The 16749-nt window shown below is 38.9% G+C and carries 13 protein-coding genes; 1 reads left to right on the forward strand and 12 read right to left on the reverse strand.

All coding sequences use genetic code 11. The features are described 5' to 3' along the window. The 5 genes from PF327_RS10565 to PF327_RS10585 all read right to left on the reverse strand — a co-directional run. Positions 1 to 390: NADP-dependent isocitrate dehydrogenase (locus PF327_RS10565; RefSeq protein WP_289402542.1), on the reverse strand; the 390-nt coding region annotated here is incomplete at its 3' end. Between the two features lie 170 nt (positions 391 to 560). Next, complete coding sequence (locus PF327_RS10570; protein ID WP_008241707.1) at positions 561 to 1007, reverse strand: hypothetical protein; 447 nt, start codon at positions 1005 to 1007, stop codon at positions 561 to 563. A gap of 107 nt (positions 1008 to 1114) precedes the next feature. Beyond that, positions 1115 to 1720: a DUF302 domain-containing protein gene (locus PF327_RS10575; RefSeq protein ID WP_008241706.1), complete on the reverse strand. Its 606-nt coding sequence runs from the start codon at positions 1718 to 1720 to the stop codon at positions 1115 to 1117. 81 nt (positions 1721 to 1801) lie between these two features. Continuing rightward, complete coding sequence (gene dnaE, locus PF327_RS10580; protein ID WP_289402543.1) at positions 1802 to 5371, reverse strand: DNA polymerase III subunit alpha; 3570 nt, start codon at positions 5369 to 5371, stop codon at positions 1802 to 1804. Between the two features lie 92 nt (positions 5372 to 5463). Beyond that, positions 5464 to 6024, reverse strand: coding sequence for a DJ-1 family glyoxalase III (locus PF327_RS10585; RefSeq protein WP_289402544.1), 561 nt, complete (start codon positions 6022 to 6024; stop codon positions 5464 to 5466). 257 nt (positions 6025 to 6281) lie between these two features. Between PF327_RS10585 and PF327_RS10590 the strand changes: the two genes are divergently transcribed. Next, positions 6282 to 6476 (forward strand): hypothetical protein, encoded by a 195-nt coding sequence (locus PF327_RS10590; protein WP_008241703.1) that lies wholly within the window; start codon positions 6282 to 6284, stop codon positions 6474 to 6476. 323 nt (positions 6477 to 6799) lie between these two features. Here the strand turns inward: PF327_RS10590 and efp are convergent, their stop codons facing one another. From efp to PF327_RS10625, 7 genes are all read right to left on the reverse strand, one after another. After that, complete coding sequence (gene efp, locus PF327_RS10595) at positions 6800 to 7366, reverse strand: elongation factor P (protein ID WP_008241702.1); 567 nt, start codon at positions 7364 to 7366, stop codon at positions 6800 to 6802. 84 nt (positions 7367 to 7450) lie between these two features. Further along, positions 7451 to 9175 (reverse strand): efflux RND transporter permease subunit, encoded by a 1725-nt coding sequence (locus PF327_RS10600; RefSeq protein ID WP_289402545.1) that lies wholly within the window; start codon positions 9173 to 9175, stop codon positions 7451 to 7453. Continuing rightward, entirely contained in the window at positions 9172 to 10833 is a 1662-nt protein-coding gene (locus tag PF327_RS10605) for an efflux RND transporter permease subunit (RefSeq protein WP_289402546.1), read from the reverse strand. Before PF327_RS10605 ends, PF327_RS10600 begins: the two co-directional genes overlap by 4 nt. Positions 10834 to 10839: 6 nt before the next feature. Next, entirely contained in the window at positions 10840 to 11640 is an 801-nt protein-coding gene (locus PF327_RS10610; protein WP_008241698.1) for an efflux RND transporter periplasmic adaptor subunit, read from the reverse strand. Next, positions 11637 to 12995: a TolC family protein gene (locus tag PF327_RS10615; protein WP_289402547.1), complete on the reverse strand. Its 1359-nt coding sequence runs from the start codon at positions 12993 to 12995 to the stop codon at positions 11637 to 11639. Before PF327_RS10615 ends, PF327_RS10610 begins: the two co-directional genes overlap by 4 nt. Positions 12996 to 13228: 233 nt before the next feature. Further along, a complete protein-coding gene (gene serA / locus PF327_RS10620) occupies positions 13229 to 14818 on the reverse strand; it encodes a phosphoglycerate dehydrogenase (RefSeq protein WP_008241695.1) in 1590 nt (529 codons plus the stop codon). Between the two features lie 168 nt (positions 14819 to 14986). Continuing rightward, complete coding sequence (locus PF327_RS10625) at positions 14987 to 16639, reverse strand: 30S ribosomal protein S1 (protein WP_289402548.1); 1653 nt, start codon at positions 16637 to 16639, stop codon at positions 14987 to 14989. Positions 16640 to 16749: the final 110 nt, after the last annotated feature.

Raw genomic sequence — 16749 nt, forward strand, 5'->3', positions numbered from 1 at the left:
CGGGTTAACTGCAGAACCAAGACATACGCTGTATTTTGCCTGGATTGCTTTTTCTTCATCATTTGCCGGATTTTCAGGGTAGTTAGGGATATCATATCCTTGACCTTGAAGCTCAGCGATACAATCTTTTAACTGTCCAACAGAAGCTGAAATGTTTGGAAGTTTGATCACGTTCCCCTCTGGTTGAAGTACAACTTCACCTAGTTTAGACAACTCATCTTCTGCAAGACCCATAGCTGCAAGTACTCTTCCAGCAAGTGAAATATCACTTTCTACAACTTCAACACCTGCTTCTTTAGTAAAAGCATTTACGATTGGAAGTAATGAATACGTAGCAAGTGCCGGCGCCTCATCGATTTTTGACCATATGATTTTTGGTAAGTTTGACATAAAATGTTCCTTAGTTTGATTATTAATGGAAAGATTGTAGCACTATTTTAGTATTATTGGATTGAAATGAAGTGTTATGAAAAAGTTATATTATTTATTTGTTTCTATACTACACAAATTTTGCCATTTATAGGATTAAAATAAACTCTAGGCTCAAATTATACAGCTATTTAGCTTACAATGTACTCCGCAGGGAAACCTACCGGTATCGGATTATGAAGTTTCACGAACATTTCACCATCACCTACTCTACATAGTTCATAAGGCACATAGAGAAATCTTGCAGCGATCTTCTTATCTACTTGGCTTTTTTCTTCTAAATGTAATCGTATGCCACTTGGAACATCTTGAACAAAATTTTCAGGTATAATCGTGTCAACCACTAATACCATCACATCAATATCACCCTCTCTGATGCGTTGCTTTAATGTACCTTCCAATAAAGCATAACTTTCCGAAGTCTCTTTTACATCATTTTCGAAAAGTTCAACCTCTCCCGCATCATTTAGTAACATCAAGAAGGGTTGAAAGTGCTTTGTCTTTTCGAGTGACTCCTGAGCCCTATAGACAGCTTGTTCTAAGAGCATAAATGCTTTTTCATCTTCTAAAGTGGACATACAACTCCTGGTTGGGTAGTTTAGCTGATCATTATATCAGCATATAAAACAAAGAGAAATACCTACATTCTACCCCTAATGATGCAAGTATTCATGAAAAGAGGAGATCATTCTCCAGCTGCAGCATTTTCCATCATCGTATACATACCTGTTCTTACCTCATTTGCAAGTTCAAGCAGTTTAGGTTCTAATACATGACCACCATTGATCATCAGTTCCATACTCATTGTATAGATATAGATGTCTCCGTTTGGCTCTTCAACGAAACCTATTCTACATGGCATAAAACCAATAAACTCTGCAGAATGCCCTAAAAATATATCTGCGATATAAGGAGAACAATAGGAACGGATATGTGTCAGAAGTCCACCGTCTTTAAACAACTTCCCATGTCTAGGCATCGTTTTACTATCTACCAATGCCATACCAAACTCACTTGCAGTTTCATCCATGATCTCTAAAGCATTCTCAAATGCTTCTTGTTTGGTCATACCTTCGGGTATGACCATTTTTACCTTACGGATCATCCCTTTAGCCGGATCACCTGTAGTGAGTACTTTATCAAACATTTTCATGTACTCCGGCAATGCCTGAGGATCAAGCTTACTTACCTGCCCGATCCTTGTACCAAGATCAAACTTCACAAATGCGAAAATAAAACCAATTACAACAACTGCGCCTACAAATGTAAACAAACCTTTAATAAATTTCATTTGTTCTCCTTTCGCTTTAGTATGAATAAGTACTTATTATAATACATAGTAATAAAAACAAGATTAAAACTGTTGGATACCCTAGCCTATAATTTCTAAAGCTTCTTCAGGATAGATACCAAGCTCTTTCGCCTCTTCCATGATCAGTTCGCTCACTTTCATTTTAGATTCTATCACTACATCTGCAAGTTTAGACTTGATATGAAGTTCCAATGGTCGTTTTCCAGGGTATTTATCGACCAGACACATCAGTTCTTCAACGATCTTTGCATCAGGCATGAGATTAAGAGAAAGAATAAGTGGGGGTTGAACAGGCTCTTCTACATGTTTAACCTCTTTTTCTACTTTGACTTTCGTTTTCTTCGCATCTTTCATACTTGAGATTTTCAATATATTCATACGAGTAAAGTCACCGTCTTTCGTGATCTTTACTTTAAAAGCAATGGGTTTGCTAAGATCAAAATCTTCTTCCAGTTCTTTAAGACGGTTTTCAAAGAGCATCAATTCGATGTTACCGTGTAAATCCATGATATTGGCGATACCGAACTTGTTACCTTTTTTACTTATCTTCTCTGTAATTTCTTCGATTTTACCTATGAACATTGCCTGTGATCCATCCGCGAGATCATCTATCTCTGAACTAAGTGTGTAGCTGATCTCATCCAGTGTTTCACGGTATTTATCCAGTGGGTGACCTGAAACATAGAAACCTAGAGATTCTTTTTCCATCTCCAGAATTTCCATGGGTTCAAACTCTGTCATGTGAGAAAGTTCTAAAGTCACAGCAGTCATCTCCGCACCCTCTCCAAACAGTGAACCCACAGCTTGTTTCTTGGCATCTCCTGCTTTCTTAGCAGACTCTATGATCTCCTCTATTTGTGAAAGCATCGCTTTACGACTATATCCAAAGCTATCAAGGGCTCCTGCCTTGATCAATGATTCAATGACCTTTTTATTGACTTTGCTTGAGTCTATGCGCGAGACAAAGTCAGAAAAGTCTTTGAACTCTCCCTCTTCCCTCGCTTTAAGCATAGTATTTATAGCGATATCACCTGCACCTTTAATGGCTCCCATACCAAACATAACGACCTCATCACCATCAACCTTACGTGCTTCAAATACAAGCCCTGAACGGTTAATATCCGGTGGAAGAAGTTTAATACCCATACGTTTGAGTTCATCTACGTATTTAACCACTTTGTCTGTATTGTTCTTTTCCAGTGTTAGGATAGCCGCCATAAACTCTGTCGGATAATAATGCTTCAAATAAGAAGTATAAAATGTGATCATCGCGTACGCAGCAGAGTGAGATTTGTTAAAACCATAGCCTGCAAACTTTACGATAAGATCGAAAAGATCTGCTGCTTTTTCTCTGTCAAACCCTTTTTTCTCTGCTCCATCGGCAAACTGTCCTTTGAGTTTATCCATCTCCTCTTTGATCTTCTTACCCATCGCCCTACGCACCAGGTCCGCACCACCAAGACTGAATCCACCGATGGTCTGTACGATCTGCATGACCTGTTCTTGGTATACGATCACCCCATAGGTCGGTTTGAGAATAGGTTCCAGTTCAGGGAAAGAGTAGGTGATCTCTGCCCTTCCGTGCTTACGCTCAACAAAGTCATCAAGCATCCCTGACTCCATCGGTCCCGGACGGTAAAGTGCGAGCATCGCAATGACATCCTCAAAACCGTTTGGTTTCAGTTTTTTTGCCAAGTCCTGCATACCAGCTGATTCTATCTGGAAGAGTCCCAGTGTCTCCCCGGTACTGATATAATCATAGACCTCTTTGTCTTCGATATTCTCTTCGACGAAATTGATACGTTTGCCATGTCTCTTCTCTACAAGTTTCAGTGCTTCTTCTATCACGGTAAGTGTTTTCAATCCCAAAAAGTCAAACTTGATGAGATCCACATCTTCTACATATTTTCCGCTGTACTGTGTTGCAAGTGTATCAAGCCCTGTCGGTTTAAATAGAGGCGTCTTTTGCCAGAGCGGTTCATTGGAGATCACCACACCCGCAGCATGTGTTCCTGCATTACGGTTGAGTCCCTCAAGCGCCAATGCATACTCCCAGGTACGTTTTGCCTGTGGATCACTCTCTAAGAGTTCCTTGATCTTAGGTTCTTTTTCATAAGAGTTTTTCAGATCAATCCCCAGTTCATCTGGGATAAGTTTAGCCATAGCATCTGCTTTGGAGTAAGGCATATCAAGGACGCGTGCCACATCACGGATGACCCCTTTTGCCAAAAGTTTACCAAAGGTAATGATCTGAGCCACGTTGACCCGGCCGTATTTTTCCACCACATAATCAAGTATCTCCTGACGGCGGGCCTGACAGAAGTCCATATCGATATCCGGCATGGAGATACGTTCAGGATTCAAGAAACGCTCAAAGAGCAGTCCGTACGGCATGGGGTCGATATCTGTGATCTTCAGTGAATAGGCCACAAGAGAACCTGCCGCAGAACCACGTCCTGGTCCTACGGGAATACCCATCTGTTTTGCAGCATCTACAAAATCCCATACGATCAGCATGTAGCCAGGGAACTTCATATTATTGATAATGTCTATCTCGACTTGAAGTCTATCTCTATACTCTTGGTGTTTCTCTTCAGGTACGATCTCTAAGCGTCTCTCAAGTCCTCTACGTGACTCCTCTATAAAAAGTACTTTATCGTTCTCTAGTGAATACTCTTTATCTGGTTCAGGGAGTACTAGACCAATGGCTTCTGCACGCTCCCTGGCAAATTTAAAGTTAGGCGGTGTAGGATCTCCCAGTTTGATCTCCAAATTACATTTATCAGCGATCTCCTGGGTATGTTCAATGGCTTCAGGGATATCAGCAAAAAGTTCCGCCATCTGTTCTGGTGATTTCACATAAAACTCATGGACCGAATGGCGCAGACGGTTGGGGTCATCATAAAGTTTGTTCATTGCGATACACATAAATGCTTCATGGGCATCGGCATCTTTTTGTTCTGTATAATGCGTATCATTGGTGGCTACGATCTTGATGCCGGTCTCTTGTGAAAGTTGTATGATCTGCTTATCGATACGATGCTGATCACCGATACCGTGACGCATCAACTCAAGGTAAAAATCATCACCAAAGACATCTTTATATTTCAAGGCAACTTTTTTTGCCTCCTCATACCCTTTGGCACCGAACTTTACATTCCTCTCTGAAAGATTCATATGCCAGTTGACTTCCCCTTGCAAACAGGCAGAAGAGCAGATTAGCCCCTCACTATTCTCTTTCAGAAGGTCCCAGTTGATACGAGGATAGTAGTAAAATCCATCGATATAGGCACGTGAACTCAGGTACATCAGGTTTTTATAACCCACTTCATTTTTAGCATAGAGACAGAGGTGAAAGCGCTGGCGTATAGATTTATCTCCCAGGTCTTCCTGGTTATGGACATAGGCTTCCATCCCGATGATCGGTTTGATCCCCTCATTACGCATGGTATTATAAAAGTCAATGGTACCGAACATATTGCCATGATCCGTCATGGCTACGGAGGTCATCCCCTGCTCTTTGATCTTTTTGGCAAGTGCTTTGATCTTATTCGCACCATCAAGCAGCGAGTATTCAGTATGTAAGTGAAGATGTGTAAATTGAGGTTTTGCTTTTGGTTCTTCTGACATGGGTAACCTTTGAAAATATTGATTCCAATATAGCAAAGGTTAGGTAAAAATAGATTGAAATAAAGTAGAAAAAATGTATGACGGGTAGTTTCTTAACAATAGTCTAAAAGCATCCCATCTTTTACAGTTTGCATACTCTCTTTACCTACCAGTCTTTCTACAATGGCAAGCCCAAAACAGACAGCGGTACCAGGGCCCTGAGAAGTCATAACATTTCCATCGGTCACCACTTTCATATCATCTCTGTATCCAGGATGGTCTATATCCTCTTTGGCACCGGGGTAACAGGTATATTCACTGCCTAGAACACCGGCTTTTTTAAGTGCGAAAGGTGCAGCACACATGGCACCTACCACTTTTGTAGCTTTAAACTCTTGCAAAAGTTCAATCACCCTTGCATTTTCAGCCAAAGCATGTGTGCCACCCCAACCGCCGGGAAGCACCATCATATCAAAGTCATCACTGATGACATTTTTGATGGAAGTATCCGCCTGCAGTGTGATTCCGTTTGCCCCCAAGACCAAATCGTCCTGGAACTGATCTTCCAAATATGCTACACGCACCTCTATACCCCCACGACGCATCACATCTATGAGAGCTACCGCTTCTAACTCTTCAAAACCTTTTGCTATAGGTATTAATACACTTGCCATATTTCATCCTTTGTGTAGCGTCATACTCTTCTAAAAGAACGCTGTAATGACACGATTATAACAACTTACCTATTAGTAAATACTAATGTTAAAATAGATACGATCCGGAAATGACCATTACATATAGTTTCAACTTAAAATAGTTATTACATAATAATATTATATTTGTAAAAATTATAATTAATGTTTAGATTTAAGATAGATATAAAATAATAATTGATAGTATTTATAAATAATTTATAAAAAAGGTTACACATATGAAAAAAATCATCGTTACAGCAGTAGCATTCGCGGCTTTATTAACAAATGTACAAGCAGACTTTAGTTTTGGAGAGATGTTTGAAGATATGAAACAAGCTGCACTTACACTCACAAAAGATTCTCAAGAGACATCAGTGAAAGTTTCCGCTCAACCGAAAACAACTGAAGATTCTAAAGCTAAACACAGTTAAGATACTCTATACGCGAATGCGTATTAACTACTCTTAAAAAAGTGTCTTGATACATAGACATTTGCTCCAAACAAATATTAAGAAAGTATCTACTTTCTTAATATGTATTCCAAACTCAATGACTTTTCGCAGCGTTTAATCCAGCACCTTTCGTAACAAACCATATAGCACCATAACTTTCATAACAGATGCAATGCAAAAAAATAGTTAATAAGGTATATATGAGAGAGAGAAAAAAAAAGAAGTCATTGAACCATCCAAAGGTATTTTATTTGGATGGTTCAGTCTCAAGATAGGTTTGTAGATGAAAACCAGAAAAGTATTTATTTGGCTTTCTCCAAATATTTACCCTCAACTGTATCTACTTTGATCATTTCACCTTCAAGCACATGGAAAGGTACTTGTACGACAGCACCACTTTCAAGTGTAGCCGGTTTTTTCCCACCTTGTGAATCACCTTTGAAGTTAGGCGGTGTTTCTACGATTTTAAGTACAACCGTTTGAGGTATCTCAACAGAGATCGCTTGACCTCCATGGAATAGGACTTCCGCCTCCATACCGTCTATCATAAAATCAAACGTATCTTTACCTACTTGTTCATGTGTAAGCCCGATCTGTTCAAACGTTGTCGTATCCATAAACTGTAAAAACTCACCATCATCATAAAGATATTGCATCGTTTTTTGTTCAAGTTCCGGTACATCAAATTTATCACCTGCATGTACGGTTTTTTCAATCGTTTTTCCTGTAGCAAGGTTTTTGATCTTCATACGTACAAATGCTGCACCTTTACCTGGTTTCACATGTTGAAAATCCGTCACCTTATACGGGTTTCCTGTAATTTCGAGTCTTGTACCTTTTTTGATATCACCCATTCCAACTGTAGCCATTGTAGCTCCTTAAAAATAATGCATGATTATAGCAAATGCTTGGTAAAATATTGTAGTGGCCCCTCAATAGGGACCAACAGAGGATCACTTGGTGATAGAAATATTACGATGTTCTTCAAAAGGGTGCACTGGCTCAAAATCCATTGATTTTGCATTATCCATCAGTACTGGAATAAAAAGCAGTGAAACAAATACAGCTGCAACCGTACCTGAAATAAGTGCGACACCAAGCCCGCCAAATACCGGATCTCCGGCCAGCAGTGCAGAACCCAAAATAATAGCAACGGCTGTCAAAGCAATAGGCTTTGCCCTGGTTGCTGCTGCAATAGCGATAGCTCTACGTTTTTTGATACCCTCCATCTCCATCAAAGACTTCGCAAAATCTATAAGAAGCAGTGAGTTTCTTGAACTTATCCCTATCAAGGCGATAAACCCGATAAGAGAAGTAGCCGTCAGAAAGAATGTCTCAGAAGTGAACCAGTTTGCCACCCAGTGTCCTACGATCACCCCGATAAGTGAGAGGAATGAACCTAACAGGACCATACCACTGATCACAAAACTCTTATAATAAATGACCAATAACAGGAAGATCAGTATCAAAGCAGTGATAAATGCAGCACCAAGATCCCTGAAAGTATCAAGGGTCACTTTCATTTCACCATCCCAAAAGATATGGAATTTTTCATGTGTTTTTTTGTCTTCTAAAGTAAAATCAAACATATGCGTTGACAATCCTGCTGTAGTCACAATATACTCTTTTTCAAATTTTTCAAGCATCATACTGCGTGCATCCAAAAGGGGATATACTTGTGAAACCATATCAGTTTCTGCGATCACATTGATCATACGGGAAAGATTTTTATGCATGATCATAGGATTTGACTTCACTTTACGGATCGTAACCACTTCACTCAATGAGACCATCATACCCTGCTTATTCATTAAGTTCAATGAAGAGAGTTTGCTTTGCAATGCATCTTCATTTGATAGAGGTAATTTCTTACTGCTATTATCCAATACCAAAAATATCGGTATCTGATCGGGTGAATTTTGAGAATTCTTATGTGCGATGACCATACCTTCAAAAGCAAGGTAGATGATATTGTTTACCTGATCCACACCTAAACCGCTTCTGGCAATTTTATCTTTGTCTGGTATAAGTTCATATCTTTCATACTCTTCATCTGCCATCACATCTATATCAACCAAACCTTCTGTTTGTGATAACACATCTGCTACCTCCACAGCGAGACCTCTTATTTTTTCCAGATCATCACCATGCACTTCAACAACGATGGATGCCATGGTTGGTGGTCCGGATGGCTGCTCTATAAATTTAATGCTCGTACCCTTTGTCAAAGAGCTACATTCCTCCTGTATCTTAGGTCTTAAACGCTGTACCATAAGAAATGACGGTTCTTCACGATGATGCTTGTCCGTAAGGTTTACACATATCTCTGAAACATTTTCATTACGTTTCATACTTGTACCTTTGACCAACCCTGCATAATCAAGTGGAATACCCTGTCCTAGGAAAAGCTCTATATTCATCACTTCATCTTCTTGTTTGATAAAGTCAATTACACAGTCACTTACAGCCTTTGTCTGTTCTATAGAGGAACCTGTAGGTGTATCAATATAAATAGAAAATGTATTATCACTTTTCCCCGGTAACATTTTTGCCCGTACCAATTTAGTCGGAAACATTAAAAGTGCCAAGAAAAATGCTGCAGCAGTTAAAGTAATTACCAGTTTTTTCTTTGACTTGTTATCAAGAATATCATAAATAAAACTTTCAAATTTTTTCATTCTATTGATCCTTCTTCCTCATCCGATGCATAATCTTGACCATGCTCTGGTTTTTTCAATAACTTTAAACTCAAATAAGGCGTAAAGATATAGGCTACAAACAATGAAGCGATCAGTGCAACAGGTACATTATAGGGGATAGGTTTCATAAATGACCCCATCATCCCGCCAACAAATGCCATAGGAACCATCGTTAAGATAATAGCCAATGTTGCGATATTTGTCGGTGCACCGATCTCATCTGTTGCTTCCACTAAAAGTGCATCCATCTCTTTGTTTTCAACCCCATGGCTGTGTAAATGTCTATGAATATTTTCAATCACGATAATAGCAGCATCCACAAGTAATCCCAAGGAGAGCAAGAGTGCAAAAAGTGTGATCCTGTTCATGGTCTGCCCTGTCATCCATGCAGTAAACAGTGTGACTGCCAAAATGGCCGGTACCGTAAATGTTACAATGATAGATTCTCTCCACCCCAAAGCAAAAACCAACATTAAAGCGATGATCACGATCGTAATGATCAAGTGATGCATCAGTTCATTGACTGCCTCATTTGCCCGTACACCATAGTTTCTTGTGATCAAATACCCAATACCTAATTTTTCAAATTCTGCTTCATATTCTTTGAGCACATCCAGTACATCTTCAGCAACAAATACCGCATTGGTTCCGGCAAGTTTTGCGACGGTGAGTGTGATTTGATTTTTCTCTTCACTCATACTTTGTTGTAAGGGTGCCGGTTCATTCTCTACACTCTTTTCATGATGCTTGTCTTCTCTTAATAATATCTTTGCTGTTTGAAAGTTTTGTCTATCAACGCCCTCACTTACTTTTGCAACATCTTTGAGGTATATAGGTGACCCCATATACTGTGCCACGATCACATCCCCCACATCATCCACACTTTCAATAGCATTTTTGACACCAAAGATCACTAAGTGATTCTCTTTCGTTCTACCCTTTACATCAGGTACCGAAACAGCCAAAGATTGTACTGCCTGCATGATCTGTCCCAAAGAGAGGTGATAGGCTGAGAGTTTTCCCATGTCAACTTCGATATTATATTGTGCTTTTCTCTCACCTTTGAGTAATGTTTTAGCTACATTGTCAACAGCATTGATTTTTTGCTGGACTCTTCTGACCGTTTTAAAAAGTTCAACTTCGTCTATAGTACTTTTTGCTTTGGGATAAAATGCCACTGTCACGATAGGGATATCAATATCGATATCAAAGGGCTTGACACTTGGCTGCATAACACCCTTAGGCATAAGATCCATATTTTGCATGACTTTGTCATAGAGTTTTAAATTTGAGTCTTCCCTGTCTTCACCTATATAGTACATGACATTCACAATACCTACATTTTCCATTGCCATGCCATAGATATGTTCGATCCCATGTATTTCACGTAATTTACGTTCTAAGGGATTGATAATGATATTTTCTACCTCTTGAGGTGTAGCTCCCGGCATAGCAACGATCACAGCACCGCCGGATATAGCAATTTGAGGATCTTCTTCTCTGGGCATTGTCGTGAGCGCTATATATCCGATCAGCAGTAACATGGCACCCAGAACTATCGTTAAGGGATTACGTAAAAAACTTTTCGCAAGTCTTCCTGCTATATTGACTATTTTATACTCTTGTGTATGTTCCATCCATGCCTACTTGATCATGATTTTGGCATACATACCAGGATAAACGGAAGCACTATCCTTACGATCAAATTTCATTTTGATCTTAAATTTGTGCGTCATAGGATTTGAACTAGGTATGATCGAACTTATTTCACCCACTGTACTGAAACCGATAGAAGGTATCTCTATATCAACCTTTTTACCTAAATTGATATATTTTAATTGTGTTTCACTTAGTTCTGCTACGATACTCAACTTACTCAGATCCGTGAGTGTGACTGCTGGCATACCGGGAATTGCCATTTCACCTTCATTGAGACGTTTATCGACAATGACACCATCATTGGGTGCATGGATCTTCAAATAATTGTACTGATTCAATACTTCATCTTTCTTCGCCAAGGCTTGTTTCACCTGCTGTTCAGCAATGGTAACCATATCTTTAAGGTTTTTGGCAGAAAGTTGCAGCATTTCATATTCATACTTGGAAACCATCTTCTTCTCATAGAGTCTTTCATGTCTTGCAAGATTGGTTAGCACATTATTATATTGGTTTTCATTCATCTGTAGAGAGAGTCTCGCTTGAGAAATAGCCAGGTCCACCTGTCTCTCAGCTGACTCTATCTCTTTTGAATCGATCTCGTAAAGCAGTTGTCCCTTCTTCACAATGTCACCCTCGGATACAGCCATATTTCTTACATACCCCATGTAACGACTGGTGAGTATCTTTTGATTATCCGATATGACAGAACCGCTTAATTCGATCTCTATAGCATGTGCAGATGTAACCATCAATACCAAAACAATTAGTCTCATAAAGTGATTCATACATTTCCTCCTCTGTTCAAAATACTGTTCAGTTCAAATATCTTGGTATTACGTTCATTCTTTAACGTAAGCAACTTGAGCAATACTTCCAATTCCTTGGATTGCTTCATGAGTACATCTGAAATTGAAACAATACCCTCCTGGTATCTTGAACGGTAGTTTTCATAGACTTTTCGTGCAAAACGCAATTGTTTTTGGTAACTCTTTACATCCGCATTCCTACTTAGGATCTCCGTTTGAAGTTTTTTTACCTTCAACGCAATACCGGATTTAGCCAGTGAAACTTCATTTTGTACTTTAAGATGATTTACTTTTGCTTTTTCAAGATTTGCTGCATCAATTCCACCATTAAATATATTCCACTTCAACTGGATCCCAACGGTATAAGCATCTTTGTCTCGAAATTCATTCCACATTTCATCATCTGCACTCCCATACTCACCAAAAGCACCGACCGTAGGCAAATAATTCGCTTTTTCAACATTTACGGCCATTTCACTGATCTGCAATCCCAAGAGTGCTTTTTGTATATCTATATTATGATTTTCTACTTCTGCAGGCTCCACCTTTGGTAGTGGTGCCATATCATTGACCTTTTTGATGGAACTTACTTCTGTGTTCAATAAAAATGAAAGAAATTGATAGGCCAGGTCTTTATTGAGTTTGGCTTGGTTGTACATACTCTCTGCTTCTGCCTTACGGGCCTGAACCTCAAGCAGATCGATCTCTTGAGTATACCCCTCTTCACCCATACTTTTGACGATCACTTCCAAACGACTGATGTTTTGAATGATCTTGGAAAGGTTTACAATATAGTTCTCTACCAAAGAGATATCGTAAAATGCTTTTTTGGTCTGAAAGATCTTTTCATTGATAAGTTTTTGTGTATCCCACTGGCTCATGCGATGCATCGCTTCCGTGATACGTCCATACTCTGAGAGTTTTCCACCGGTATAGAGTGGCAGCATATAAGAGATCTTTGTCTGATAGTGGTTTCTTGCTTCCGGATAATTTAATGCTTGTGGTGGCGGTGTAAATGGATCTGCACCAGAATTGTAGTTCTCAAAGAACTCTTGTGCTCCAAAATCTCCAAACGTGGCTTCCCTGCTTTGTAACTTAAATCCAAATACATTCCCTGCGTCGTTGGAACGCATCCCTGATACAGACACATCCAATTTACCGTAATGATTCCCTTTGGCAGCAGCAGTTTCATATGCCTTCATCTGTTCATTGAAATGGGAAATTTTTAATTCCAGATTCTTATTTTTGAGCATGGCAATAGCCTGATCAATATCAAGATTATCTAAACCGGCAAATAAGGGCCAAGCCAAAAGAAAAATAAGATATTTTTTCATAAGAGAGACTCCATTTATCCAAGATTATCTTATATTATAACTAAAGTAGCACTTGATTACCACAGTCATCATAAAATAAGTTTGCATTATAACATATATAAGATGATACAATAATTAGTATACTTGAACTTCGTTATGAATGCAACAGGTTATTTGGTTAAATTGTAATCAATAGTGTATGGATAAATAAAAAGAGGAATGAAAAGAGACTAAGTGGAGAACCCACTTAGTTATTAAAGTGTTGCGTGAGCAACACTGATACATGCTTCCAAGGAAGCAAGTTGTTCAAGAAGTTCTTTCTTGACTTGACCGTCTACACGTACCACAGCCAGTGCTTGTTTCTTGCTGTCACGTCCTAATCTAAAGTCAGAGATATTCAGACCATTCTCTGCCATGATCCTACCTACATCGCCGATCACACCCGGAGTGTCTGTATTTCTGAAGAAGATCATGGTTCCTTTTGGATCAACATCCAGGATATAATCATCGATCTCGATAATACGTTGTTCAGTGTCATCAAATACTGTACCAGCGATAGAGATAGTTCCTGCTGCAGTTGTCAGTTTCACACCGACTTTATTCGTAAATCCACTGTTGTTCGGTTTTACTTCTTTGGTGATCTCTATATCACGTTCATCTGCAACGAATTCAGCATTGACGTAGTTGATCTGATCCCCTAAAGATTCTGTAAGCACACCTACCGTTGCAAATGTTCCCATAGATTCCAAATGTTCTGCAACAGGTCCAGCTGCACTTACCTTAATAGACTTCACAGCACTTTTTGTGATCTGTGCAGACAAATGACCTATCTTTTGTATCAGTTCCAGGTATGGTCTTACAAAATCAGGCAGTTCATTTTCTTTAATAGGTAAATTAAGTGCATTAGGGTATGCAATACCTTTTGCTGCCGCGATCGCATTTTCAGCTGCCTGGATCGCAATATTTTTTTGTGATTCTTTTGTATTTGCTCCAAGGTGAGGTGTTACAGTCACATTATCAAGATCAAGAAGCGGATGGTCCGTTGCTGGTTCCTTGTTAAATACATCGATACCAGCCATAGCGATCTTACCTGAAGTAAGACCCTCTAAAAGTGCATCTTCGTCATAAAGACCACCTCTCGCACAGTTAATAAGGATCACGCCATCTTTCATTTTCGCTATTTCATCCTTACCAATCATACCGATCGTCTCAGAGTTTTTAGGTGTATGGATCGTAATGATGTCACATGCTAGAATATCTTCAAAATTCTTCGTGTATCCGATATCTAGATCTGTTGCTTTACTTGGATCAATGTATGGATCATAGGCAACAATATCCATTTCAAATGCTTTCGCTCTTTTTCCTACACGTGAACCGATATTACCAAAACCAATGATACCCAATTTTTTATCTTTAAGTTCCGTACCATACCAGTCTTGTCTTCTCCATACACGATCGAGTTTAAGATTGTTATGCGCATAAGGAAAGGTTCTTACACATGATAGCATATGCGTCATTGTAAGCTCAACTGCTGCGATAGTGTTTGCTGTAGGCACATTCATTACAACAATACCCTGTTTACTAGATCCAGGGATATCTACGTTATCGACACCTACACCTGCACGTACCACTGCTGTTACTTTTTTAGCTTGTGCTAAAAATGCATCATCTACATCTGTAGAAGAACGTGTAATGGCAACATCAGCTAAAGGGATGAACTCGGCAAGGAGCTTATCTTTAGGCTCATCTGCTGCATTTATAAATTCTATTTCACTATCATTAGCGAGAATATCCAATCCATCCTGGTGGATATGGTCACAAACAACAATCGTCTTTTTTGACATCTTATAACCTTTATTTTTGTGAAATTAAAGTACCATAAAGTACGTGAGGATACGATGAATCGTATGAACCACCTACTAAAGGCAACTCAATATTAGGAATCAAAAAGAAAGAAATGTGTTTAAGTACACACTCCCTTCTTTTGAGAATTTAAAGCTTTATTCTAAGAATTATTTTTTAAACTTATCACCAAAAGCATCACCAAGAGTCATGCTGTCATCTTGCTCTAAATTAAGCTGTTCCATTGCATCTCTCTCTTCTTGACGCTCAAGTCTTTTTACAGAAACTCTGATTCTATCATTGTTAGGATCAATAAAGCTGATCACACCTTTGATCTCCTGACCTTTTTCAATCTCGTCAAATTTAAGCGGATGAAGATCTTCTGTTCTGATCAATGCATCAATATTGTCTTCAAGTGAAATAAATACACCGAAATCTTTTTTATCTTTAACAGTTCCTGTTACGATAGATCCATTTTTATGCGTTTGAGCAAATGCTTTGACCGGTGAATCTTCCAGTGCTTTTTTACTCAATGAGATCTTACCTGCATCTCTGTCAATTTTAATGATCTTCACTTCAACTTCGTCACCGACTTTAAGTTCAGATTTTGCATTCTTTGCTTTGTCCCAAGAAATTTCTTGATTGTGAAGAAGACCTTCGACTGTACCCACTTTTACGAATGCACCAAAATCAGTGATCGATGTTACTGTACCAGTCACTACATCACCCACTTTGTGTTCAGCTGTAAATGCATCCATAGGTTTTGGTAGAAGATTTTTAAGGCTCACTCTTAATCTTCTACCCTCTTTATCGATCTCGATCACTTCAACATTGATCTCTGAATTAAGTTCAAGGTAATCTTTCGGGTGCTTCACATTTTTATCCCAAGAGATCTCAGATACATGAAGGAATGCTTCAAGATCTTCACCAAGATCAACAAATACACCATAAGGTTCAATGTTAGAAACTGTAGCTGTGACTGTATCACCCACACCGATGATAGAATCAATATCAGCCCAAGGATCAGGATTTGCATCTTTAATAGAGAGTGAAAGATGTCTTTTCTTTTTATCATAGTCTAAAGCGATCACATTGACTTGGTCACCTTCAGAGAAATATTTAGATGGGTTCACTGGACCTTTATGAGAGATCTGTGAGTAGTGAACAAGACCGTCAATACCACCTACATCTACAAACATACCATAAGAAGTAATTTTCTTAATTGTACCGACTACCGGTTCTTTTTTCTCAAGAAGTTCAGCAACGATCTCATCCGTTTTTGCTTTGTCACGCTCAATCAACTCTTTTCTAGAAACAACAACTGAACCTTTATCTTTGTCTACTTTAACGATAACTGCTTTTACTTTTTTACCTGTTGGATCCACTTTTGAAGAGAGGTAAGAGAGTGTACGTGGCATGAAGAATTCTAGACCATCACAGTCCACAACATAACCACCTTTGTTTGTCTTTGTTATCACACCTTCGATGATATACTCTTGGTCTTCATCATACTCAGCGATAAATTCATTGAGTGCTGCTCTGCTTAATGCCGCTTTATGAGAAATACGGCCTCTTCCCAAGTTCACAACATCAATTGTGTCACCTACGTTAAATGCAAGGTTACCCTCTTCATCTCTTAGTTCATCAAGTGCAAGTGTTGCATCTCTGCCGCCACCGATATCAACAACTGATATATTATCTTTTTCATCTATCTTAACAACTGTACCTGTAACTAAATCACTTTTTGACTCTGACTTTTTAAACGATTCCTCAAGCATCGCCTCAAAATCTACATCTTCTATTTCGATATCTTCGAACTTCATACCTATCCTTATGTGTGCCTAATTTTGCGTTATTATACTATTTTAACCATAAATATGGCTTATAGGAGAAAGTATCACAAGCTATATGAATAGCAGACCAATAGTGGCTA

Origin of the sequence: Sulfurovum xiamenensis (assembly GCF_030347995.1) — a bacterium.
In the GTDB taxonomy this organism is placed as follows: domain Bacteria; phylum Campylobacterota; class Campylobacteria; order Campylobacterales; family Sulfurovaceae; genus Sulfurovum; species Sulfurovum xiamenensis.

Bases quoted from the DNA above. Each gene is read 5' to 3' on its own strand.
- PF327_RS10575 (WP_008241706.1), bottom strand. From the start codon at position 1,720: ATGAAATTTATTAAAGGTTTGTTTACATTTGTAGGCGCAGTTGTTGTA.
- PF327_RS10590 (WP_008241703.1), top strand. From the start codon at position 6,282: ATGAAAAAAATCATCGTTACAGCAGTAGCATTCGCGGCTTTATTAACA.
- PF327_RS10615 (WP_289402547.1), bottom strand. From the start codon at position 12,995: ATGAAAAAATATCTTATTTTTCTTTTGGCTTGGCCCTTATTTGCCGGT.
- serA (WP_008241695.1), bottom strand. From the start codon at position 14,818: ATGTCAAAAAAGACGATTGTTGTTTGTGACCATATCCACCAGGATGGA.
- PF327_RS10570 (WP_008241707.1), bottom strand. From the start codon at position 1,007: ATGTCCACTTTAGAAGATGAAAAAGCATTTATGCTCTTAGAACAAGCT.
- PF327_RS10625 (WP_289402548.1), bottom strand. From the start codon at position 16,639: ATGAAGTTCGAAGATATCGAAATAGAAGATGTAGATTTTGAGGCGATG.
- PF327_RS10610 (WP_008241698.1), bottom strand. From the start codon at position 11,640: ATGAATCACTTTATGAGACTAATTGTTTTGGTATTGATGGTTACATCT.
- efp (WP_008241702.1), bottom strand. From the start codon at position 7,366: ATGGCTACAGTTGGAATGGGTGATATCAAAAAAGGTACAAGACTCGAA.
- PF327_RS10600 (WP_289402545.1), bottom strand. From the start codon at position 9,175: ATGAAAAAATTTGAAAGTTTTATTTATGATATTCTTGATAACAAGTCA.
- PF327_RS10605 (WP_289402546.1), bottom strand. From the start codon at position 10,833: ATGGAACATACACAAGAGTATAAAATAGTCAATATAGCAGGAAGACTT.
- dnaE (WP_289402543.1), bottom strand. From the start codon at position 5,371: ATGTCAGAAGAACCAAAAGCAAAACCTCAATTTACACATCTTCACTTA.
- PF327_RS10585 (WP_289402544.1), bottom strand. From the start codon at position 6,024: ATGGCAAGTGTATTAATACCTATAGCAAAAGGTTTTGAAGAGTTAGAA.